The 21,383-nt window shown below is 70.6% G+C and carries 19 protein-coding genes and 2 pseudogenes; 13 read left to right on the forward strand and 8 right to left on the reverse strand.

Annotated features, from left to right (window positions below):
- Positions 1–71 precede the first annotated feature (71 nt).
- From QSK21_RS33195 to QSK21_RS33235, 9 genes are all read left to right on the forward strand, one after another.
- Positions 72–1,610, forward strand: coding sequence for an ABC transporter substrate-binding protein (locus QSK21_RS33195; RefSeq protein ID WP_285701598.1), 1,539 nt, complete (start codon positions 72–74; stop codon positions 1,608–1,610).
- Positions 1,610–2,692 carry an ABC transporter permease gene (locus tag QSK21_RS33200; protein WP_285701599.1) on the forward strand — a complete coding sequence of 361 codons (1,083 nt, stop codon included), beginning with the start codon at positions 1,610–1,612 and terminating at the stop codon, positions 2,690–2,692. Before QSK21_RS33195 ends, QSK21_RS33200 begins: the two co-directional genes overlap by 1 nt.
- Positions 2,689–3,567, forward strand: a complete 879-nt coding sequence (locus QSK21_RS33205) for an ABC transporter permease (protein WP_285701600.1) — start codon at positions 2,689–2,691, stop codon at positions 3,565–3,567. Before QSK21_RS33200 ends, QSK21_RS33205 begins: the two co-directional genes overlap by 4 nt.
- Positions 3,551–4,660 (forward strand): CaiB/BaiF CoA transferase family protein, encoded by a 1,110-nt coding sequence (locus QSK21_RS33210; RefSeq protein WP_285701601.1) that lies wholly within the window; start codon positions 3,551–3,553, stop codon positions 4,658–4,660. The genes QSK21_RS33205 and QSK21_RS33210 overlap by 17 nt, the downstream gene beginning before the upstream one ends.
- Positions 4,657–6,063, forward strand: a complete 1,407-nt coding sequence (locus QSK21_RS33215; RefSeq protein WP_285701605.1) for a CaiB/BaiF CoA transferase family protein — start codon at positions 4,657–4,659, stop codon at positions 6,061–6,063. The genes QSK21_RS33210 and QSK21_RS33215 overlap by 4 nt, the downstream gene beginning before the upstream one ends.
- The gene (locus QSK21_RS33220; protein WP_285701606.1) at positions 6,060–7,310 is read left to right on the forward strand and encodes an acyl-CoA dehydrogenase family protein; all 1,251 of its coding nucleotides are present in this window, start codon (positions 6,060–6,062) and stop codon (positions 7,308–7,310) included. The genes QSK21_RS33215 and QSK21_RS33220 overlap by 4 nt, the downstream gene beginning before the upstream one ends.
- Positions 7,307–8,419: an acyl-CoA dehydrogenase family protein gene (locus tag QSK21_RS33225; protein ID WP_285701607.1), complete on the forward strand. Its 1,113-nt coding sequence runs from the start codon at positions 7,307–7,309 to the stop codon at positions 8,417–8,419. Before QSK21_RS33220 ends, QSK21_RS33225 begins: the two co-directional genes overlap by 4 nt.
- A 67-nt stretch (positions 8,420–8,486) precedes the next feature.
- Positions 8,487–9,338, forward strand: a complete 852-nt coding sequence (locus tag QSK21_RS33230) for an enoyl-CoA hydratase/isomerase family protein (RefSeq protein WP_285701608.1) — start codon at positions 8,487–8,489, stop codon at positions 9,336–9,338.
- A gap of 108 nt (positions 9,339–9,446) precedes the next feature.
- The gene (locus tag QSK21_RS33235) at positions 9,447–10,151 is read left to right on the forward strand and encodes a TetR/AcrR family transcriptional regulator (RefSeq protein ID WP_285701609.1); all 705 of its coding nucleotides are present in this window, start codon (positions 9,447–9,449) and stop codon (positions 10,149–10,151) included.
- A gap of 463 nt (positions 10,152–10,614) precedes the next feature.
- Here QSK21_RS33235 and QSK21_RS33240 read toward each other — a convergent pair whose 3' ends face one another.
- The gene (locus QSK21_RS33240) at positions 10,615–11,034 is read right to left on the reverse strand and encodes a hypothetical protein (RefSeq protein ID WP_285701610.1); all 420 of its coding nucleotides are present in this window, start codon (positions 11,032–11,034) and stop codon (positions 10,615–10,617) included.
- A gap of 312 nt (positions 11,035–11,346) precedes the next feature.
- Entirely contained in the window at positions 11,347–12,354 is a 1,008-nt protein-coding gene (locus tag QSK21_RS33245) for a helix-turn-helix transcriptional regulator (protein ID WP_285701611.1), read from the reverse strand.
- Between the two features lie 62 nt (positions 12,355–12,416).
- Here QSK21_RS33245 and QSK21_RS33250 point away from each other — a divergent pair, with 62 nt between their 5' ends.
- The gene (locus tag QSK21_RS33250) at positions 12,417–13,574 is read left to right on the forward strand and encodes an epoxide hydrolase family protein (protein WP_285701612.1); all 1,158 of its coding nucleotides are present in this window, start codon (positions 12,417–12,419) and stop codon (positions 13,572–13,574) included.
- Between the two features lie 4 nt (positions 13,575–13,578).
- Here QSK21_RS33250 and QSK21_RS33255 read toward each other — a convergent pair whose 3' ends face one another.
- Entirely contained in the window at positions 13,579–15,048 is a 1,470-nt protein-coding gene (locus tag QSK21_RS33255) for a DHA2 family efflux MFS transporter permease subunit (RefSeq protein WP_285701614.1), read from the reverse strand.
- Positions 15,049–15,071: 23 nt separating this feature from the next.
- Between QSK21_RS33255 and QSK21_RS33260 the strand changes: the two genes are divergently transcribed.
- Both QSK21_RS33260 and QSK21_RS33265 read left to right on the forward strand, forming a co-directional pair.
- Positions 15,072–15,521, forward strand: coding sequence for a MerR family transcriptional regulator (locus tag QSK21_RS33260; protein ID WP_285701615.1), 450 nt, complete (start codon positions 15,072–15,074; stop codon positions 15,519–15,521).
- A gap of 430 nt (positions 15,522–15,951) precedes the next feature.
- A pseudogene (locus QSK21_RS33265) lies at positions 15,952–16,753 on the forward strand (IS5 family transposase).
- Between the two features lie 51 nt (positions 16,754–16,804).
- Here QSK21_RS33265 and QSK21_RS33270 read toward each other — a convergent pair.
- The 3 genes from QSK21_RS33270 to QSK21_RS33280 all read right to left on the reverse strand — a co-directional run bounded on the left by QSK21_RS33270 (position 16,805) and on the right by QSK21_RS33280 (position 18,757).
- Positions 16,805–17,191: a hypothetical protein gene (locus QSK21_RS33270; RefSeq protein WP_285701616.1), complete on the reverse strand. Its 387-nt coding sequence runs from the start codon at positions 17,189–17,191 to the stop codon at positions 16,805–16,807.
- A 610-nt stretch (positions 17,192–17,801) separates the two neighbouring features.
- On the reverse strand, positions 17,802–18,569 hold the full coding sequence (locus QSK21_RS33275) for a restriction endonuclease (RefSeq protein WP_285701618.1): 768 nt from the start codon (positions 18,567–18,569) through the stop codon (positions 17,802–17,804).
- Positions 18,566–18,757, reverse strand: coding sequence for a hypothetical protein (locus QSK21_RS33280; RefSeq protein ID WP_285701620.1), 192 nt, complete (start codon positions 18,755–18,757; stop codon positions 18,566–18,568). The genes QSK21_RS33275 and QSK21_RS33280 overlap by 4 nt, the downstream gene beginning before the upstream one ends.
- Before the next feature lie 361 nt (positions 18,758–19,118).
- Between QSK21_RS33280 and QSK21_RS33285 the strand changes: the two genes are divergently transcribed.
- Positions 19,119–19,847 (forward strand): hypothetical protein, encoded by a 729-nt coding sequence (locus tag QSK21_RS33285; RefSeq protein ID WP_285701621.1) that lies wholly within the window; start codon positions 19,119–19,121, stop codon positions 19,845–19,847.
- 277 nt (positions 19,848–20,124) lie between these two features.
- On the opposite strand, the gene QSK21_RS33290 is transcribed toward QSK21_RS33285, so the two are convergent.
- Positions 20,125–20,886: a hypothetical protein gene (locus QSK21_RS33290; RefSeq protein WP_285701622.1), complete on the reverse strand. Its 762-nt coding sequence runs from the start codon at positions 20,884–20,886 to the stop codon at positions 20,125–20,127.
- Between the two features lie 107 nt (positions 20,887–20,993).
- Positions 20,994–21,254: pseudogene (locus tag QSK21_RS33295) on the reverse strand (ISKra4 family transposase); the annotation flags it as partial.
- Between the last annotated feature and the right edge of the window lie 129 nt (positions 21,255–21,383).

Below are 21,383 nucleotides of genomic sequence, written 5' to 3' on the forward strand. Positions count from 1 at the left end.
TGTATCGGACCCACCACCCTCATCCCAGACCGCGTTCGGGAAATTGTCCCACCCCGTAAAGGAATGTGCCGATGAAGCAGCGATCCCACCGACACGGCCTGCGTGCCGCCGCCCTCGCCGCTGCGCTCGTCTCCGCCCTCGCCGCCTGCGGTTCCGGCTCCGATTCGGACGGCGAGAAGACGCTGCGGACCCTCCAGGGCCTCAACCCCAGCCAGTTCGACCCCTGCGGCCCGGCCAACGGCTCCGAGACCTCCTACATGGCGGCCATCTACGCACCGCTCATCCGCACCGACCCCCGCACGGGCAAGGCGTCCCCCGGCATCGCGACGGAGTGGAAGTTCACCGATGGCCTGAAGACCCTGACGCTCAAGCTCAGAAGCGGCCTGACGTTCCAGGACGGCACCACGCTCGACGCGGCGGCGGTGAAGAAGAGCATCGAGCAGTGCCTCGCCCTCAAGAACCAGCAGATCCCGGCGCTGAAGGCGATCGAGGCGCCCGACGCCGGCACGGTCGTGTTCCGGCTGTCGGCGCCCGGTGGCGGCCTGGTCGACCTGCTCGGCTCGCGGATCGGCATGATCGCCTCCCCGACCGCGCGGGAGAAGGCCGGCGACAAGTACGGGGCGCGGCCGGTGGGCGCCGGCCCCTACCGGCTGACGCAGTTCGTCCCCGGGTCGTCCCTCACGCTCCAGAAGTGGGACGGCTACAAGCCCGCGGGGCTGCCGGCCGCCAAGGTCGACCGCATCACCTCGCAGATGGTCAGTGACCCGTCGGCGCAGGTGGCGGCGCTCACCGGCGGCCAGGTCGACTTCGCCTGGCGCCTGGACTACTCGGCGCCCAAGGCGCTGTCGGGCACCGGCGTGCACGCCGAGCACAACCTCGGCGTCTCCCAGAGCACCCTCAGCGTCGACCGGAGCCAGGGACCGCTGCGTGACCGGCGGGTGCGCCAGGCCATCAGTCACGCGATCGACCGGGCCGCGCTCGCCCAGACCAACACCGCCGGTCTGAGCGACGTCGGCTCGCAGCAGCCCTACCCGCCGGGCAACGGGTTCCACTTCCCCGAGCTGGACAACGCCTACCCCTACGATCCCGCCAAGGCCAAGCGGCTGTTGGCCGAGGCCGGGCACCCCGACGGCCTGACCCTGCGCGCCGCCGCGCTGAACTCCCCGGCGTTCGTCAACAACGGCGTCGTCATCGCCTCGCAGCTCGCCAAGGTGGGGATCAAGGTGCGGTTCGAGGCCAAGGACATCGGCGAGGCCACCAAGGGCTTCTACGTCGAGCACAAGTACGACCTGATGTCCACCGGCATGAACTCCGGGCCCGACTGGCTGAGCATCTACCGCCGCCTGCTGACCACCCAGTCCTCCGGCAACGCGGGCCACGTGCCCGTCCCCGGCGGCGAGGAGGCCGTGGCCCGGGCGAACGCCGCGCAGAGCCCCGAGCAGCTGAAGGAGGCCATCAGGAACGCCGGCAAGGTGGTCCAGACCGAGCTGCCGATCATTCCGCTCTACTACTCGCCCACGGTGACGGCGTGGACCGACCGGGTCACCGGCGGCCCGCAGTCGATCGCGCTCAACGGTGAGGCCGACCTGACCGCGCTCGGACTGAAGTGATGACGGTTCCCATGGACGCCGCGAAGACCCGTACCGACGGGGGCCGGCGGACGGCCGCGACCGGCACCGAGGCGGCGGCGCCGCCCGGTGCCGGGCCCGGTCCCCGACGGCGCCTCGGGGCCGGGGGCGGGCTGGCCAGGTTCGTCCTGGTGCGGCTGCTGCTCTTCCTCCCCACCGCGGTCGGGGCGGCCCTGTTCACCTTCCTCCTGGTCAAGATCATCCCCGGTGGCCCGGCCTACGCGCGCCTGGGCGAGAACGCCACACCCGAGTCGGTGGCCCTGATCGAGCGGCAGCTCGGCCTGGACCGCCCGCTGCCGCAGCAGTTCCTGGGCTGGCTCGGGAAGGCGCTCACCGGCGACTTCGGCACCTCCTTCCAGACCGGCTACGCGGTGTCGGCCACGATCGCCGAGACACTGCCGGTGACGCTGGAGCTGACCTTCATCGCGATCGCGGGCACCTGCCTGGTGGCGATCCCGCTGGGGGTGTACGCGGGCAAGCGGGTCGCGCGCTCGTCCGGGCGGCTCATCCGCAGCCTGTCGGGCCTGGGCCTGGCCGTCCCGGACTTCTTCGCCGCCCTCGTCCTGATCACGATCTTCTCGGTGTGGCTGGGCCTGCTGCCGCGGCTGGGCTTCGTCCCGTTCACCGAGGACCCCATCAGGAACCTGCACCACCTGATCCTGCCGGCCATGCCGATGATCCTCGGCGGCAGCGCCATCGTGATCCGCCAGGTCGGCGCCGCGATGGCCGACGCCATGGCCAGCGACTACGTGCGCACCGCCCGCGCCATGGGCGTCCCCGAACGGCAGGTCACCTGGCTGTACGCCTTCCGCTCGGTGCTGCCCACGACGCTGAACGTCGTCGCGCTGCTGGCGCTCGGGCAGCTGGGCGCCACGCTCATCCTGGAGCAGATCTTCGTGCTGCCCGGCCTCGGGCGGACCCTCGTCACCGCCATCGGCCAGCTCGACTACCCGGTCATCCTCGGCGTCGTCCTGGTCTACGTGGTCATCGCGCTGCTGGTGAACCTCGTGGTGGACATCGCCGCCGGCCTGGTCGACCCCGTGATCCGGAAGGGGACGTCATGACCCGCGGACCCACACGCCCGCGCCGCGCCCTGCCCGCCCTGCCCCCGGGCGCCTGGCTGTCCCTGGCCGTGCTGGCCCTGCTGCTGGCCGCGGCGCTGCTGGCGCAGTGGATCGCCCCGCACGACCCGCTGGCGCAGGACCTCACCCGCAAGCTGGAGGGGCCGAGCGCCGACCACCTGCTCGGCACCGACCGCTTCGGCCGCGACGTGCTCAGCCGCCTCATCTGGGGCGGGCGCAACGCCTTCGGCGGCGTGGCGATCTGTATCGCCGTGGCCGTGCTGCTCGGCGTGCCGTGGGGCACCGTCGCCGGGTTCTGGCCCCGCTACGTCGGCACGGTGCTGATGCGGATCTCCGACACCATGATCGCCTTCCCGCTGCTGGTGCTGGCGATCGCCATCACCGGCTCGCTCGGCGTCGGCCTGGTCACCTCGATGGTCGCCGTCGGCCTGGTGCTGGCCCCCAACACCGCCCAGCTGACCCGCGCGGGCGTGCTCGCGGTCCGCGAGCGGGACTTCGTGGCCAGCGCCCGGCTGTCGGGAGTGTGGACGCCGATCCTGCTGGTGCGGCACGTGCTGCCCACCGCGCTGCGCCCGGTCGTCATCCAGATGACGATCTACACCGGGCTCACCTTCGTCGTCCAGGGCGCCCTGGCCTTCCTCGGCCTGGGGCCCCAGCGGCCCACCCCGAGCTGGGGCAGCGACCTCAACGACGCCTACTCGCAGATCCTGTCGGCTCCGCTGCTGATCCTCCCGCCCGGCCTGCTGCTGGGCGTCGTGGTGCTGTGCGTCTACCGCGTCGGCGACGCCCTGCGCGACCGGATGAGCGCGGAGCCGTCCCGGGTCCACCGAAAGGAGAACGATGTCGTCGTCGCCTGACCCTCCCGTCTCCCCCCTGGACGGGACGTTGGTCCTCGACCTCAGCACGTCGGTCGCCGGGCAGTACGCCGGACGGCTGCTGGCCATGAACGGGGCCGACGTGGTGCTGGTCGAGCCGCCCGGCGGCACCCCCACCCGCCGGCGGGGTCCGCGCGCCGAGGGCGACTCGTTCCTGTTCCGGCACCTCAACCAGGGCAAACGCTCCATCGCGCACGACCCGCGGTCCCCGGCCGACCGGAGCGTGCTGCGGGAGCTGGCGGGCCGCGCGGACGTCGTCCTGCGCGACCAGGGCACGCCTGCGCCCGAGGGTGCGGGCGACCGGCTGGTGGACTGTGTCGTCGGGGACGTCCCCGAAGGCGGCCCCTACGCCGGGTGGCGGTTCTCGGAGATGATCCACCAGGCCCTCTCGGGCGCCATGAGGACCACGGGCGCCCACGACCGCGAACCCGTCTACGGGCTCGGCGAACGGGCGTCCTACGCCACCGGCACCACGGCGTACATCTCCATCGTGTCCGCCCTGTACGAGCGCCGCCGGTCCGGCCGCGGCCAGCGCGTCGACGCCACCGTCTTCGAGTCGCTGGCCGCGATGGGCCAGAACATCGTCAGCCAGTACAGCTACAACGGCACCAGCGCGACCCGCCAGCGCTACCCGGGCTTTTTGGCCCTGCTGCGCTGCGCCGACGCCTGGGTGGTGCTCTTCGTCATCCGGAACTGGCCCACCGTGTGCCGGGTCCTGGACTGCGAGCACCTGCTGGAGGACGAGCGCTACCGCACCTCGGGGGACCGGCTGCGCCACTGGGACGAGATCGTGGCCGTCCTCCAGGAGCGCGCGGCCACCCGCCGGGCCGACGAGGTCGTCGCAGCCTGCCAGCGGGGACGGGTCAGCGCCGAGAAGGTCAGCGGCCTGCGCGAGCTGCTGGAGTCCGAGCAGTGGCGCGTCCGGCGCATCATGTCCCGGGTCCGCGGCCCCGGCGGCGAGGAGGAGCCCGCCGTCCGCTCGCTCTTCGGCATCGACGGCGCCGTCTGCGAGGTGCGCTCGCCCAGCCCGCGCCTGCCGGCCCCGTCGGCGGACCCCCGCCGGAGGTCGGCATGACCGCGGGCGGCCCCCTCGCCGGTGTGCGGGTCCTGGAGTTCACCACCGCCTGGGCCGGGCCGTTCGCCGGACGCTGCCTGGCCTACCTCGGCGCCGACGTCATCAAGATCGAGGCGCCCGGCCACCCCGACTCCTGGCGGGGCACCCGCAGCGGCGGCGCCCCGGTCTACTACCCCGAGTCGACGCCGGGGGAGGACCCGCAGAACCGCAACGTGCTGTTCAACTCCCAGAACATCGACAAGCGGTCCCTGGCGCTGGACCTCAAACGCCCCGAAGCCATGGACGTCATGCACGACCTGGTGCGCGTGTCCGACGTCGTGCTGGCCAACTTCACCCCCGGCGTCCTGGACCGGCTCGGCATCGGACGGCGCGACCTGGCCCGGATCAACGACCGCATCATCGTGGTGGAGATGCCCGCCTTCGGACCGGGCGGCCCGTCCTCCTCCCACCAGGGGATGGGCAAGACGATGGAGCCCGCCGCGGGAATGACGGCGCTGATGGGCTACCCCGACGGGACACCGGTCCTCACCGGGCCCGCGATCATGGACCCGATCGGCGGGCTGAACGCCGTCGCGGCCGTCGTCTCCGCGCTGGAGCTGCGCGAGCGCACCGGACACGGCAGCGCCGTGGTCGTCCCGCAGGTCGAGGCCGCGGCCTCCTGGATCGGCGAGTACCTGCTGGAGCAGGCCGAGACCGGGACGACCCGGGTGCCCGACGGCAACCACGTGCCCGACGCCGCCCCGCACGGCGCCTACCCCTGCGCGGGCGAGGACGAATGGATCGCGATCGCCGCCCGCGACGACGACCAGTGGCGGGCGCTGTGCGCCGTCCTCGGCGCGCACGACCTCGCCGCCGACCCCGCCTTCCGGAGCCTCGCCGACCGCCTGGCCGCCCAGGACCTGCTGGACGACGTGCTGGCCGAGCTGACCCGCCCGCACGACAAGATCTCGCTCGCCGAGCGTCTCCAGGCGGCGGGCGTGCCCGCGGCGCCGGTCCTCGGCGGCGACGAGATCGCCCGGAGCCCGGCGATGCGCGAGGCCGGGATGCTCGTCGACCTCGACCACACCGCCGTCGGGCGGCGCACCTACAGCGCCCTCGCCTTCCGCCACTCCCGCACCCCCGGCGCACACCGCCGCGCCGCCCCACTGTTCGGGGAGCACAACGACGAGGTGCTGCGCGACCTGCTCGGCTACGACGCCGAACGGGTCGCAGAGCTGCGCCGCACCGCCGCCCTCGCCGACGCCCCCACCGCGGACACCGACACACCGCGCGTGCTGCCGCCCCAACCCGGCGCAGGACCCGGCTCCGGGGCCGCCACCGGGTCTGAGGCAGGGCCCCGTACCGAGTCCGGGCCCGCCCCGGCCGCGGCCGCGCGGACCGCACGAGAGGAGACCCGTCCATGACGACATCCGACCCGGACGTCTCACCGATCCCCTACAGCGACGCCGCCCTGGAGTTCCGCGACGAGATCCGAGACTGGCTGAAGCGCAACGCCCCCGACGAACTGCGAGGCGTGGAGGCACCGCGCGTCCCGTCACCGGAGCTCCAGACCCACCTCGACCGGTGGGCCGACACGCTCACCGAGGCCGGCCTCATGTGCGTCTCCTGGCCGAAGGAGTACGGCGGGCGCGGGCTCACCGGCGTGGAGGTCGCGCTGATGAACGAGGAGTTCGCGCGGGCCGGCGTGCCCCGGCTGACCCGCGGCATGGGCGAGGGCCTGGTCGGCCCCGCCGTCATCGCCCACGCCACCGAGGAACAGAAGCGGCGGGTGCTGCCGCCGATCATCAGCGGCGAGCACGTGTACTGCCAGGGCTTCTCCGAACCCGGCGCCGGCTCGGACCTGGCCGGGCTGCGCACCCGCGGCGAGATCGACGGCACCGACCTGGTGATCAACGGCCAGAAGACCTGGACCTCGGGCTACTACAAGGCGAACTGGATGTTCTGCCTGGTCCGCACCGACCCCGACGCGCCCAAACACAAGGGGATCAGCTACGTCCTGCTGCCCCTGGAGGTCGACGGCGAACCCAACGGCGTGGAGTTCCGGCCCATCCGGCGGATGACCGGGAAGGCCCTGTTCGGCGAGAGCTTCCTCACCGACGCCCGCACCCCGCTGGACAACGTCATCGGCGGCCTCAACCAGGGCTGGAAGGTGGCCATGACCACGCTCGGCAACGAGCGCGGCGGCAGCGCCACCACCCAGCACGTGGCGTTCGAACGGCAGTTCTGGCGCCTGGTCGACCTGGCCCGCGAGCGCGGGCTCGCCGGCGACGTCCGGGTGCGCGAGCAGCTGGCCTGGGCCTGGTCGCGGATCCAGGTCATCAAGGCCACCGGGTTCGGGCTGGTCGCCGACCTGGCCGCGGGCGGCTCCGGCACCGGACTGGGCAACGGCTCCACCGCCAAGATCCGCTGGTCGGAGTTCCAGCGGCGGCTGATGGAGATCGCCATGGACCTGGCCGGACCGGACGCCCTGGTGACCGGGCCGGACTACGAGCTGGACGAGTGGCAGGAGGACTTCCTGGCCACCCGCTCCCACACGATCTGGGGAGGGACGGCCGAGGTGCAGCGCAACATCATCGGCGAGCGGGTCCTGAACCTGCCCAAGGAGCCCGCGCCCGCGAAGAAGACGGAGCGGAAGGAGGCCGTGCGATGAGCCTGGCGATCACACCGGAGCAGGAGGCCCTCCGCGACACGGCCCGCCGCTTCCTCGCCTCCGAGAGCCCACTGGAACGGGTGCGGGCCGTCATGGACACCCCGACCGCCTTCGACGAGGAGCTGTGGCGGCGGATGGCCACCGAGCTGGGGGCGGCGGGCCTGGCCGTGCCAGAGCAGTTCGGCGGCGCGGGGATGGGCTACCAGGAGGTGTCCTACCTGGCCGAGGAGGCGGGCCGCGCGCTCGCCCCCAGCGCCCTGCTCGCCACCGCCGGTATGGCCGTCCCCGCCCTCATGGCCGGGACGCAGGAGGCGCGCGCCGCGTTGCTGCCGAGCATCGCCGACGGATCGGCCATCGCCACCGTGGCATGGCCGGACCTCGGTTCTCCCGGGAGCACCACCGCACCCGCCGCCCGCGCGGACCGCGGGCCCTCCGGGTGGACCGTGTCGGGGGGCTTCCCGCACGTGCTCGACGGGGCAGCCGCCGCCATCCTGCTCGTCCCGGCCGAAGGCCCCGACGGCCTGACGGTGTTCGCGGTGGAAAGCGGAGAACCGGGCGTGCGGGTCGAGCCGCTTCCGGCCTTCGACCAGACGCGCGGCCTGGCACGCGTCGATCTCTCCGACGCGCCCGCGACGCCCGTGTCCGTCCCCGGAGGCGGAAGCGAGGTGCTCGCCGCGGTGCGCGCCCACGCCGACGTCGTGCTGGCCGCGGAGATGGTCGGCGGGGCCCAGGCCTGCCTGGACATGAGCGTGGAGTACGCCAAGGTCCGCGAGCAGTTCGGCCGCCCCATCGGCTCGTTCCAGGCCATCAAGCACAAGTGCGCCGAGAACCAGGTCGAGATCGAGGGCGCGCGCGCCATGGCGCGCTACGCGGCGTGGTGCGCACAGGCCATCCCCGACGCCATGGAGGAGCCCGCGGCGGTGGCCAAGGCGACCGCGGCCGAGGCCTACTTCCGCGCCGCCGGCGACAACCTCCAGATCCACGGGGGCATCGGCGTCACCTGGGAGCACGACGCCCACCTCTACTTCAAGCGCGCCAAGGCGTCCCTGATGCTCTTCGGCGACGTGGGCGCCTACCAAAGGCGCATCGCCGACCTCATCGGCATCTGACCGGACCGGCGCGCCAAGACCACCCGACCTCACCCCGGCCGCCCCGACCCCGCCCTCAGGAGAAAGCATGACAAGCGGTTCCGAACCCGAGTACGAGTCCATCCTCGTCCACAGCGACGGCCCCATCGGCACCATCACCCTCAACCGGCCCGACCGGCTCAACGCCTGGGACTGGCTGATGTCCGCCGAGATCGGCCATGCGATGGGACGCTTCGAGGCCGACGACGCCATCAGGGCGATCATCCTGACCGGCGCCGGGCGCGCCTTCTGCGCAGGCGCCGGGCTGCTGCCCGCGGGCCGCACCTTCGACGGCTCGCTGACCCGCGAGGATGCCGAGGCCAAGTTCCCCGGCCCGCACCGTCCCGCCGACCGCCTCCGCACCCCGGTGATCGCCGCGGTCAACGGGCACGCCGTCGGGGCCGGGATGACGATGGCGCTCCGCGCCGACATCATCGTCGTCGCCGAGGACGCCAAGCTCGGCTTCGTCTTCAACCGGCGCGGCGTGATCCCCGACGCCGACCTGCTGTGGAGCCTGCCCCGCCTGATCGGCTACTCCCGCGCCCTGGACCTGCTGCTGACCGGGCGGATCTTCGCCGGCCGGGAGGCGGTCGCCCTCGGCATCGCCTCCCGGGCGGTGCCCGCCGGATCGGTGGTGGAGACCGCCGAGGAGATCGCCACCGACATCGCGACCAACGTCGCGCCCGTTTCCGCCGCGATCACCAAGCTGGTGGCGCGCCGCTTCCTGGAGGAGACCGACCGGAATGCAGCACTCGAACTGGAACGGGAGCTGTTCCGGTGGGCGGGCCGCCACGCGGACGCGCCCGAGGGTGTCAACGCCTTCCGGGAGAAGCGCGCACCCCGGTGGACGCTCTCCAAGACGAAGGACTTCCCCGTCGAGCTGTTCGATGACCGCGTCTGACGGCCTCCACGTCCGTCCCGGCGGCCTGGTCGTCCGGACGACGTTTCGCGCCATCGCCACGGTTCATCATGAGACAATGGTCGGCAGGGTCCGAGTGGAAGGTGCGGTATGACCTCGCGACAGGCCCCCCCGTCCGGGCAGCGGGCCTCCGACCGGTCGGCCGAGCGGCCCGACCGCTCGCCGGAGCGGGCCCCCGACGGCCGGACCCTGCGGTCGCAGCGGACCCGGTCGGCGATCGTCGACGCCAACATGGCGCTGATGATGGAGGGTAACCTGCGGCCGACCGCGGCCCAGGTCGCCGAGCGGGCGGACGTCTCGCTGCGCACCCTGTGGAGCCACTTCCCCGACCTGGAGAGCCTCTTCGCCGCCACGGGCGAGAAGACCCTGCAGGTCCAGTACGCCCACCACTCGGTGATCCCGGCCGACCAGGCCCTGGAGGACCGGGTGCGCGCCTTCTGCCGCCAGCGCGCGACCATGCTGGAGTCGATCGCCGGAGCGTCCCGTGCCGCGCAGCTGCGCCTGCCGTTCTCCGAGCAGCTCCGGCGCAACCGCAGGCGGCACAACGAGCGGCTGCGCACCGACATCGGGCAGACGTTCGCGCCGGAGATCGCGCTGGCCGGGGGTGCGGCCGACGAGCTGGTCAGCGCGCTCCTGGTCGCCTGCACCTGGCCGGCGTGGATGGGGGCCCGCGACGACCTCCACCTGTCGGTCGAGGAGGCCACGCGGGTCATGGAGCGCACCGTCATGGCGATCCTGAAGGACGTCCGGGCGACGGCCGGCCAGGCGGACCAGGGGGGCCAGGACTCCGAGTGATCGTCACGCACTGATCACCACCGGGTGACCGCGTCACCCGCCGCCCGGCCGGACCCGCGCCTAGGCCGATCGACCGGGCGGTCAGCCGGCGGGGTGGACCGTGGCGCGCAGCCCGATGTAGAAGGCGAGTCGTAGGCGCCGCCGCTGCGTCTTAGGCCGCTGGCCTTGGTGCCGCCGAACGGCAGGTCGCCCCGCCGGGCGGAGGTATTGATGTCGACCTGGGCGGCGTGCAGCCGTCCGACCCAGGCGTTCGCCCTCAAGCGCATCGACACCCGCTTCACCGAGGCCGCGGCTGGCCGCGCCTCCGCCGTCGGATGACCCCACGGCGTCCGCGCCGCCAAGCCCCTTCGGCGCGCACGCCGTGTGCCCGCTCAGTCGTACCTGCCCCACTCACAGCTCCCCGGGCCCACCAGGTAGGGGACCCCCATCGAGTCAGGGGTGAAGCGGTCGCGGACATGGAGCGTCACCGCGCCGTTCTCCTCCCGGTAGGCGCAGGTGACCGTGTACCCGGCGCGGGGGTCCGCAGGTGGTCGGCCAGTTGCCAGCATCCTGGCTGGGCACACACCGCCGCGACGCACAGCTGGGGCCGGGTGTCCAGGACAGCTGCGGCAAGGCGGCCAGAGATGCTGACCGCTTCGGAAGCGGTGGGGTGGTCCAGAACTTGGATGAGGCTGATGAGTGCGGTGCCGCAGTCACCGGGCGCGGGGGTGTGAATTACGGCGTGCCCGGCGGCGCGGTACCAGTCCAGCAGCAGGGCGGTGCCGGGCCTGCCGCTGGTTTCGCTGATCAACAAGACCTCCTCGGGACGGCCGGCCGGCCATTCCAGGAGCCGTTCGGCGCGGTCGGCGGCGGCGCCGATATTGACGGTCGGCATGGACGCCATGACCGGGTCTCACTTCCCATGGGCAAGCGCGGGTGCGGGAACACACCTCGGGCGCTTTACAGCGGCGAACCCAGTTCGAGGATGCGGTCGGTGAAGTTGCCGGCGACTCGGTCCCAGTCGCGGTGACGGTCCACCGTCCATCTGGAGATAGGTCAGGCCCGGGATGGGGTCGAAGGCCGCGAGGGCGGGGCTGAGCCTGGGACTCCCTAGCTGGGCAAGGACCAGAAACGTCGGGGCAGCCGGTGGACAGCCGCCTGTCGGCAGCCTGCATGGGGTTGCGGATGGTGTGGGCGGCCTTGGGTGAGAATGGGGCTACGTCGGGCTTTGGGGATTGGGGGGAGGTGGTCCGGAGTGGGTTGGGGTGGGGTGGCTGGTTTGGGCGGCTTTGGATAGGCGGGTGGAGACTTCTTTTAGGACGGGAATCAGGTCTGGGGGGTCTAGGACCTCGAAGTCGAAGCCCTTGGTGGCCACGTATATGGCGATTTCGTGGAGTGAGTTCGAGCCTGCCTCCAAGACGCAGGTCTGGGTGTCGGCGGGTGTCAGGTGGCCGGACGCCGGGGACGTGTGGGGCGCCACCTGTTCTATTGGGGCGTGGAAGAGGATGCGGGCCCGGTAGGTGTAGGGGGCCGAGCTGATGGAGTGGGTGACGTAGGCGGCGGGGTCGTCCTGTGGGAGCGGGCGCGGTGTGAAGCGGGCGCCGGGTGGTCCTAGGGGTGCGGTGATTCTGTCTACGCGGAATGTTCGCCAGTCCTGTTTGCCGGTGTCCCAGGCCAGGAGGTACCAGCGGTTCGGGGTGTGGACGAGTCTGTATGGCTCTACTTCCCGTCGTGAGGTGCCGGCGCGGCCCTTGTAGCGCAGTCGGATGCGGCGGTGGTCGCGGCAGGCGGCGGCTATGTCGGTCAGGAGGTCGGGGTCGACGCCGGTTGTGGGGGTGAGCGGGACGGTCGTTTGGAAGGCGCTCACTCGGTGGCGGAGCCGGGACGGCAGGACCTGTTGGAGTTTGGCCAGTGCGCGCAAGGCGGACTCCTCCAGGCCGGTGACGCTGCCGGTCGCGGCCATGCGCAGGCTGATGGCCACGGTGACGGCCTCCTCGTCGTCCAGGAGGAGGGGCGGGAGGGCGGCGCCGGTGCCCAGGCGGTAGCCGCCTGCGACTCCGCGGGCGGCCTCGACGGGGTAGCCGAGTTCGCGTAGGCGGTCGATGTCGCGGCGCACGGTGCGCAGGCCGACCTCCAGGCGTTCGGCGAGTTCGGAGCCCGTCCAGTCCGGCCGCGACTGGAGGAGTGAGAGCAGGCGGAGCAGACGGGCCGAAGTCGTCAACATGCGGAAATTATCACCGGGATTGGTGACCGGAACTGTCACCTATGGGGCCTAGCGTCAGCTGTATGAGCGAGACATCGCAGATCACGCCCTACCGCGTCCAGATTCCGCAGGACGAGCTCGACGACCTGCGCGACCGACTGCGTCGCACCCGCTGGGCTCCCCAGCTCACGGGGACCGGATGGGAGCGCGGCGTCCCGACCGACTACCTGCGCAGGCTCGTCGACCGATGGGCCGACGGATTCGACTGGCGGGCGCGGGAGGCCGAGCTCAACCGGTTCCCGCAGTTCACGACGACGATCGATGGCACGAACGTGCATTTCCTGCACGTGCGGTCGGACGTGCCGGACGCCACGCCGCTGATCCTCCTGCACGGCTGGCCCGGCTCGATCGTGGAGTTCCTCGACCTGATCGGCCCGCTCACCGAACCGGTCGCGCACGGCGGCACGGCGGCCGATGCCTTCCACCTGGTGATCCCTTCGCTGCCCGGCTTCGGCTTCTCCGGCCCGCCGCCCGGCACCGGCTGGACGGACGGGCGCATCGCCGCAGCGATGGTGGAGCTGATGGCCCGGCTCGGCTACGAGCGCTACGCCGTCCAGGGCGGCGACGTCGGCCAGTTCGTGGGCCCGCTGATGGGACGGCACGCGCCGGACAAGGTCATCGGCGTCCACGTCAACGGCCTGCTCACCTTCCCCAGCCCGGACGCCGCGGTGATGGCCGCGCTGAGCGACGCCGACCGCGAGCGGCTGGACGCCATGCGGCGCTGGCAGGAGCAGATGGGCGCCTACATGCAGGTTCAGGGCACCCGCCCGCAGACCATCGCGGCGGCCCTGCACGACAGTCCCGCCGGCCAGCTCGCCTGGATCGTCGAGAAGTTCAAGGACTGGACCGACCCGGCCGTCGACCTTCCCGAAGAGGCGGTCGACCTGGACCGCATCCTCACCAACGTGAGCATCTACTGGTTCACCGGCACGGCCGGCTCGTCCGCGCACACCTACTACGAACGCTTCAACGACCCGGCAATGTGGGCGCCCAAAGAGCGCGGCACGGTGCCGACCGGGGTCGCGGTCTTCCCGAACGACATCTCCGTTCGCCACCTTGCCGAGCAGGTCCACGACATCGTCCACTGGACGGAGTTCGAGCGCGGCGGCCACTTCGCCGCCCTGGAGGCCCCCGACCTGCTGATCGGCGACATCCGCGCCTTCTTCCGGTCCCTCGGCTAGCGGATCAGACCGCCTCGGGTGTAGGGGACTCTGTACGAGGGCCGCGGTCCATGTCCTCGAAGAGGGCCGCGGCTCGCGTGGCGGTGTGCATGGCCCAGGGGGCGGTGCTGAGCAGGGACAGGACGACGATGCCCAGGCCCAACGCGAACATCATCCACCAGATGCCGTGCGCCGCGCCGGTGAATGCCGTCCCGCCGTGGGCCAGGGACGAGCCCACGATCGTGCCGGCGATCGCGACGCCCAGGGTGGTGCCGGTCTGCCGGCCCGCGGAGGCCAGCGAGCCGGCCACCCCGTCCATCGAACGCGGCATTCCCGAGACCGCCGTGTTGGTGATCGGCGGGTTGACGGTGCTCAGGAAGAGCCCGACCAGGAGGTAGGTGGCGGCCACGGCGGTCAGCGGGGTCGCCGGCCCGAGCCGCAGGGACGCGACGCCCGCCACCGCCAGCGCGACCCCGGCCACCAGCAGCGGCAGGCGCGGGCCGCGCGCGCCGACCAGGCGGCCGGTGAACGGGGAGAGCACCAGGACCAGCCCGCCGACGGGAATCAGGGTCAGCCCGGTCGTCAGCGCCGCCATGCCGCGCACGTTCTGCAGGTAAAGGGTGGTCACGAACATGAACGCGCCGAACCCGCACAGTCCGAACAGCGCCATCAGGATCGCCGAGGTGAACGGCACGCTGCGGAAAAGCCGCAGTTCCAGCAGCGGGTCGGTGCGGCGCGGCTCGTAGGCCAGGACGCCCACCGCCGCGAGCGCGGCCACGGCGAGCAGACCCAGAATGATCGGCGATGACCAGCCCAGCCGCTCCGCCTCGATGATCGCGAACACCACGCCCGCCAGCACCACGAACACCAGGGTCTGGCCCACCGGGTCGAACCGGCGCGCCCGGGCGGCCCGGGACTCCGGGACGAACAGGGCCGTGCACGCCAGCGCGGCCAGCACGACCGGCACGTTGACCCAGAAGATGGAGCGCCAGCCCAGGCCGTCCACCAGGGCGCCGCCGAGGATGGGGCCGAGCGCCAGCGCCAGCCCGCTCATCGAGCCGAACACGCCGATCGCCTTGGCCCGCTCGACCGGGTCGGTGAAGGTGTTGGCGACGATCGCCATCGCGACCGGGTTGAGCATCGTCCCGCCGACGGCCTGCACCGCGCGCGCCGCGATCAGCCAGCCGATGCCCGGCGCCAGCCCGCACAGCAGCGAGCCCAGCCCGAACGTGGCCAGGCCGATCTGGAAGACGCGGCGGCGGCCGAACCGGTCGGCGCTGGACCCGGCCAGCACCAGGAACCCGGCCAGGACGAGGGTGTAGGCGTCGATCGTCCACTGCAGGCCGGACACCGAGGCGGTCAGGTCGCGGCGCATGGACGGGAGCGCGACGTTGACGATGGAGATGTCCATCACCACGATGACGACGCCGGCGCAGCAGATCGCGAGCACCAGGTACCGTCGCCGCGCTCCGAGCGCGGCCATCCGTTGAGACATGCTGGAACGGTAGAATTTAGAGTGTGCTCGAAGTCAAGCGGCAAGCGCCGGAACCGATTCCCGAGACGGGCCTGAGCATCGCCGAGGCCGCCCGCCGCACCGGGGTGAGCGCGCACACCCTGCGCTACTACGAACGCGCCGGCCTGGTCGTCACCCCCGTCAACCGCACCGACGGCGGCCGGCGCCGGTACCGCCGGATCGACCTGAAGTGGATCACCATCTGCACCAGGCTGCGGGCGACCGGCATGCCCATCCGGGGCATCCGTCGCTACGCCGAACTGGTGGCCGCGGGCCCCGGCAACGAGGACGAGCGCCTGGACCTACTGGTCTCCCACCGCGACCGGGTGCTCGCCCAGATCGCCGAACTGCGGCAAAATCTGGAGCTCATCAACCACAAGATCGAGGTCTACCGGGGTCACCTGACGGCCGGTGACGCCGACCGGCTGTGGGCCCCGGTGCCCGACGCCCGCTGAGCAACCGCCTCGCACGCCTAGCCCCTAGATGGGCAGTGGCGACGCTTCTCGGGACGACCATGCGCCAGGCGTCGGTGAGCAGTTCGCGCATCTCGGGTTCGTCGAGGGCGGCCGTTCAGGCGTGGACCCAGTTCCAGCGCTGGTCGGAAAGGCTCGGCAGGTGGAACTTGGCGGGGTCGGAGGCGATGAGCGCGTCGCGTTCCTCCTTGGGGAAGGCGAAGCCTATGACCGTCTCGTCGGAGGAGAACGCGACGTAGACGATTCGGCCGACGCGGAACTTGACCCGATCCCTGATGAGGTGCTCGGTGGTGCGGGCAGGCTCAGCGCCAGCCGCCTGACCTCGTCCACTGTGATCATCGAGGGGCCTCCGGCGCTTAGAGCGTGTCCTACGTGGATTTTGGGTGTTCAGCCGGGGTGATCTGGGACTGTGGTGTTATCCGGGCTTGCGTGTCGGCTGGTTGTGGACGGGTTGTGGGAGGTGGCTGCTGCGTTGATCCCGCGGTTGGCGCCTGGTCCGCAGGGCGGCGGAACCGCCCTTGCTGGACGATCGGCTGGTGTTCACCGCGATCGTGTGCGTGCTGACCGGCGGATGCGCCTGGCGGCACCTGCGGGACGGGTTCGGCGTGATGCGCTCCACCGCGCATCGCCGGTGCACCGGCTGGACCCGTGCCGGGCTGTGGCCGCGGTCGCACCAGGCGGTGCTGGACGGGCTGGGCGCGCGCGGGCAGATCGACTGGGCGTCGGCGATCGTGGACGCCGCCGCCGTCCGGGCCGGAGAGGGGGCACGCTGACCGGTCCCACTCCGGTCGATCGGGGCAGGAAAGGCAGCACACTCCATGTGCTGTCCGATGCGGCCGGGCTGCCGCTGGTGGTCGCTGTCTCAGCCGCCGACCTCCACGACGGCCAGGCGTTCAAGCCGCTGCTGATGGCCCTGCCGGCGATCCGGTCCCGGCGCGGGCCACGCCGTCGCAGGCCGGTCAAGGTCCGTGCGGACAACGCCTATCACTCCGCCGAGCATCTGGCCTGGTTACGCGGGCGCGGCATCGTGCCGCGCATTGCCCGTCCCGGCATCGAGTCCGGCGAGCGCCTCGGGCGCCACCGCTGGATGATCGAACGGACCCCTGGCTATCCGGCTACCGCGACTGACCATCCGCTACGAACGCCACGGCCGCCTGTTCACCGCCTTCCTGACCCTGGCAGCCACCATCACCTGTTACAAGGAACCCGCTTAACTCACCACGTGAGACACTCTCCCAGCTAATGGACCACGTACGGTCCGTTGCTCAGGCCACCGTCACCCGGACGGCGCCAGTCCGCTGCACAGTCACTGGCGCCGCAGGAGATCGGCCACCCGTCCACGCGGTGGTGGGCCAGCTGATCGACATCCAGCCCTGAGTCCGTGATCGGGTCGAACGGACGCTATCCACGCTTGTAAGGGTGGCCAGAAGAGTGGGCGCCTCATCCTCCCGGACGGTGACCCAGGCCCGGCCGGCATTCAGCCGAGCCAGCCGCGCGATCTGGTCAGGTTCTGAACCGGTGGTACCCGCGAGCGTGGCTTCACCGCCGTTCTGGCAGCAGCGGAGCGTGGCATAGCCCAGCCGCCACAGCCCGCTGATCACAGGCACCATCAGCTTGTCGATCTCGACCCGTTCACCGTCCGGAGTCGTCATGCGCCGGGACGGATGATGCTGACGCACGGACACACTGAGCCTCCCAATAGCGCGGCACTGATCACCCTGTAACCACGAGAGGGAACACCGCCCAGTCGCTACGCGGTAACAACGCGGTGGCTCCGGGACGTGGTATGTGGGGTCCTCGTTTGAGGCGGAAGGGACGGCGTCCAGGGTCATGATCGTCCCCGGTTCTGCCTCGCGAGCTCACAGCGAGCCGGCACGGGAACGAAGCGGGGCAAACCTAGCGGAGGGCATACCGGGGCATTCTTGCGTTTGCCCAGGTCAGGGTGGGTGGGTCGCGTGGGACTCGAACCCACAACCTACGAATTAAAAGTCGGATACTTTCATATCGGGCTGGCCATTTTGGTGTCGCCCGATGTCATACGGTCCACATCCAGCCCCATTTTGGTGCCGGGCAATGCTGCTACGTGCCGGCCGGTACCAATGCTGCCGAGCCAACAACGAGTCAACATGGCGTCGATCCTACCTCCGTCGCCCTACTTTGAAAGTGGCGTATCGGACAGTCGCGCGGAACGCGTGAGCGGGAGTCCCTTTGTTGGTCACCATTAACGGGTGCCCATGGTGAGGATGGTATGCCCCTTGCCCGTCAGGCGACGCGGTCGGGGTTGCGGTGCCGAAGCCGGTAGCGGCGGCCGCGGACGCTGCCGAGTGCGAGCAGGTCTACCACGCTGGCGCCTTGGCCCGCCCAGAGTTCGAGCGTGTCGCGGTCGATGAGCGCCATGCGGAACTCGCGTGCGCATTGGCGGGCCTTGACACTGAATCCTCCGTTGGTGACCACGACCGCGACATCGGCTCCGTGGGCTGGCCCCGCGGTTCCGTTGACCTCGTAGATGACCTTCGGCGGGACCTTGGCGCCGGTGGTGGTGTGCTTGCACTGCACGACGACCTTCAATCCCGTCGGGGCATGCCGACCGATCACGTCGGCGGCCCGGTCGTTGCTGCCACCGACTCGCTGGGAGGTGATGCCGTCACGAATCATCAGCTTCCTAACGGCCTCCTCGAAACCGGTTGGTGTCATCGCATCGATCTCCTCCAACGTGTAGCTGAGCAACTGCAGACGGCGCGCGGCGGCTCGGGCGCGCACGCCCCGGCTCCAGCCCCATGCCCACGCACCACCACCGCCGACGGCGAGCAGTGAGGGCAGTGTCCACCAGACCGCCAGCAGGGTCTGGACGAGGGTGGCCAGCACTTGCAAGGTCACGCTGACGGCTAACAGGGCGATAAAGACCGCGCCGATCCAGTCCTCCGCTGTGGCGGGACGCCGTACCCGCCGGAGGACGCCAAGTCCCCATACGCAGACTCGAACCAACCGGGACGGCTGTCCGGTGGTGCGGTAAAGGTGCTGGTCACTCATGGCGTAGCCGTCGAGGAGACTGAGGCGGGCGAGGACGGCTTGGGCTGCTCGGCGGACTGGTCACCGCTGTTCTGTGCGAGCGCGTACAGCACCAGAGCGATGCCGGCGGCGATCACCCACCCTGACCCCTTGGACGCACCCTTGCCAGGGCTGTTCACCCAGTGGCCTCGCCGGTAGTACCGAGCCATTTGGTGCTCCTTCGTCGCAGAGCCGCGCGGCCCACCCGCGCGTCCTGACTCCACTCAGGCCCGTACTGAACCATCCCTGTCAGACAAAATCCGACGGAATCTGCACTTGCGTCGTGAGAACTCCATGCAGCCGTCAGGGAAACCTGGCAGCCCGGTGATGCGGCCCTATCCGGGACGCTTCACTGGGAGGGAGCCGCCTGGCCCGCTATCCCATGCAGTTGAGGCGATCGGTGGAGTGGTTCAGTCATCACCACGCCGCCGCACTCCGGCGGGACCGTCCCACGCTGGGTGGGCTCGGTGCGGCACCGAGCCGTACCGATTGCCGCCATGGAGCCAGGGCTGGCTCGAAAGTGAGCGCCGGATGGCCGTGGTTGTAGAGGTGTCCGCGCATGCATATGACACTCCGCAATACGACGCCGTGTCATCGCTGCTGGAGGGCTGGGAGCTGGTCGACGGGATCGAACTGGGTTACAGGCAAGACGAGCGCTGCACGGTTCAGATCGTGAACCTGGCAGACGTGTGCGAACAGCTCGAGCTGGACTCAGATGCCCTCGAGCGGGAGCCGCTCGCCTTTACGGAAGATGACGGATTGTTCGTGGGTCCGTGGTCGCTCGCGGTGAAGCTCGCCAAGCGTGTAGCAGCACTTAACGGTGAAGCCGTCATGCAGAGGGTGATGGAAGAGGAGGAAAGGATCGAACTAGAGTCAATCCGTGGCTGGACCTACACCGTTGGGCGCGATCGCGAGGAGCACTGGATGCCGCCGGAGCGCCTTAAGGACGGCCATGCCGCGCGGCTGATGGCGTTGAATGTCGTGCGGGACTGGTGTGGCAAGAAAGTTATCGAGCGTCTGGATGAGTTGGAAGCCCTGCGGGAAGAGGTGTGGCGGCTGGGCAACCTGGCAGAGCGGGCCATCGCAGAACTGCGTCGATGCGGTCAGAGCACTACTGCCGCCACCATGGAAACCACCTTGGCGTGCCAGTATCCAGGTTGGTACTTCGGAGCCGTACGAAGAGGAAGGGGGCTGACAGTTTCTCTGGCGGGCGGCCGGTACTCCCTCTCGGGCCGGAACAGGCTCCACTCGCCAAGATGAGTACGAAGATCGTCCGGACTTGGCTCAGGGTGGAACAGCGCGACGAAGTCTGGCAGGCCGAGGGTGGGGACGAGCCGATCCGCACGAGACCTTGCCCAAGCTGTCCACTCCGAGGTCGCGTTCGACATGCTCGCCTCGCCCGAGGCGCGGTCGAGTTCATCGCAGAATTCGCGGACCTGCCTGGGGAGCGTCCATCTGCACAGCCCGTCCCAAAAGGCCCTCTCACGTAGATCCTCGACGGGTGTAGCTCGAATTCAGTGACCTAGCGGCTTGCGATTCATCGAACGCTTCGGAAGCTTGGGGCCCAGCGACGAAGTTCGGTGGCTGCCTCGTCGCGAGTGAGGGGGCCATGTTCCAGGTAGACCTCCTGGAGATGCCGGATCGCGGCCCCCACCATTGGGGAGGGTGGAATATCGAGCACCTGCATCACGGCTCTGCCATCGAGCACGACGGGGACATCGTCACGCCTGATGTACTGGTCCCGTTCGGTGGCTGCGCGGGCATCGGCCTCCTTCTTGGCGCGGCACGCGGCCTCCCACTCGTCGTAGTCGGCGGCGTCCAGGGCACGTAGGCCTGCCCAGCGCCACCCCTCCATGTCGCGTTCCCGCCCGAAGCCGACCGTGTCGAAGAGGTCCAACGCACTCGTTCTGACCGCTCCCAGGCGCGCGAGCACGGCGTTGATCGGCCAGTCCTGGCGTGGCGGTCCCGGGCACCAGGCGTACTCGGGACCCCATTTGGGACGGCCGTTCTCCCACAGGGCAGCGGCCTGGCTGCCCTCACCACCCCAGAAGTCGGCTTCCACGTAGGCGAGGCGGCCGCTACGTGACCAGTCCTGCAATCGCTTGGCGAAGGCCGGGGACATGAGTGTGAACGGCTTGTTCTGTCCCTGCGTGTCGGTCAACTCGTCGCAGATCTCGCCGGTCACCGGTACCAGCCCCAGGCGTTGCCGGAGGGGCGCCACCACAGCCCGTGGCACATCGTCCGACAGGGATCGGAGGAGGTCGAAGTCACCGACAACACCGTGGAGCACGTAGGACATGCCCGCACCCTAAATCGGGTAGCGGCACCCGATCACCACGTTTCGCTGGGGCCGGGCGTCGTGGTTTCCGACCACCGTCGCCTGGTGTGACTCACGCTGACTGCGTTTCAAGCCGTGAGGGGGTGGTTGTCGTGATGGTGAGTGTGGTGGACGCGGTGGCGTTCGCGGTCGAGGTGATAGGTCCAGTACGCGTCCAGGTCGCCGTTGCTGATGACGGCGCGTAGCTTCAAGATCGCTTCGTCGCCGGCCAGTCCCCACCTGGCGCCGGTGATCTCCAGCCGGTCGCCGACCAGGTGCCTGGCCGTGCCCTCGACCACGCCGGTGGCGATCGGCCACCCCTGCTTCAGGGCGTGGTCGTAACGCAGAAAGTATGAGCTTCCCCCCGTTCACCGGACACCTGTCCTGAGGTCACCGGCGATCATCAGGAAGGATGTTCGTCATGCCGTCACCACACCCGCCCGAGTTCCGGCGCCGCGCGGTCGAGCTGGCCCGCCAAG

Source organism: Actinomadura sp. NBRC 104412 (assembly GCF_030269515.1).
In the GTDB taxonomy this organism is placed as follows: Bacteria; Actinomycetota; Actinomycetes; order Streptosporangiales; family Streptosporangiaceae; genus Spirillospora.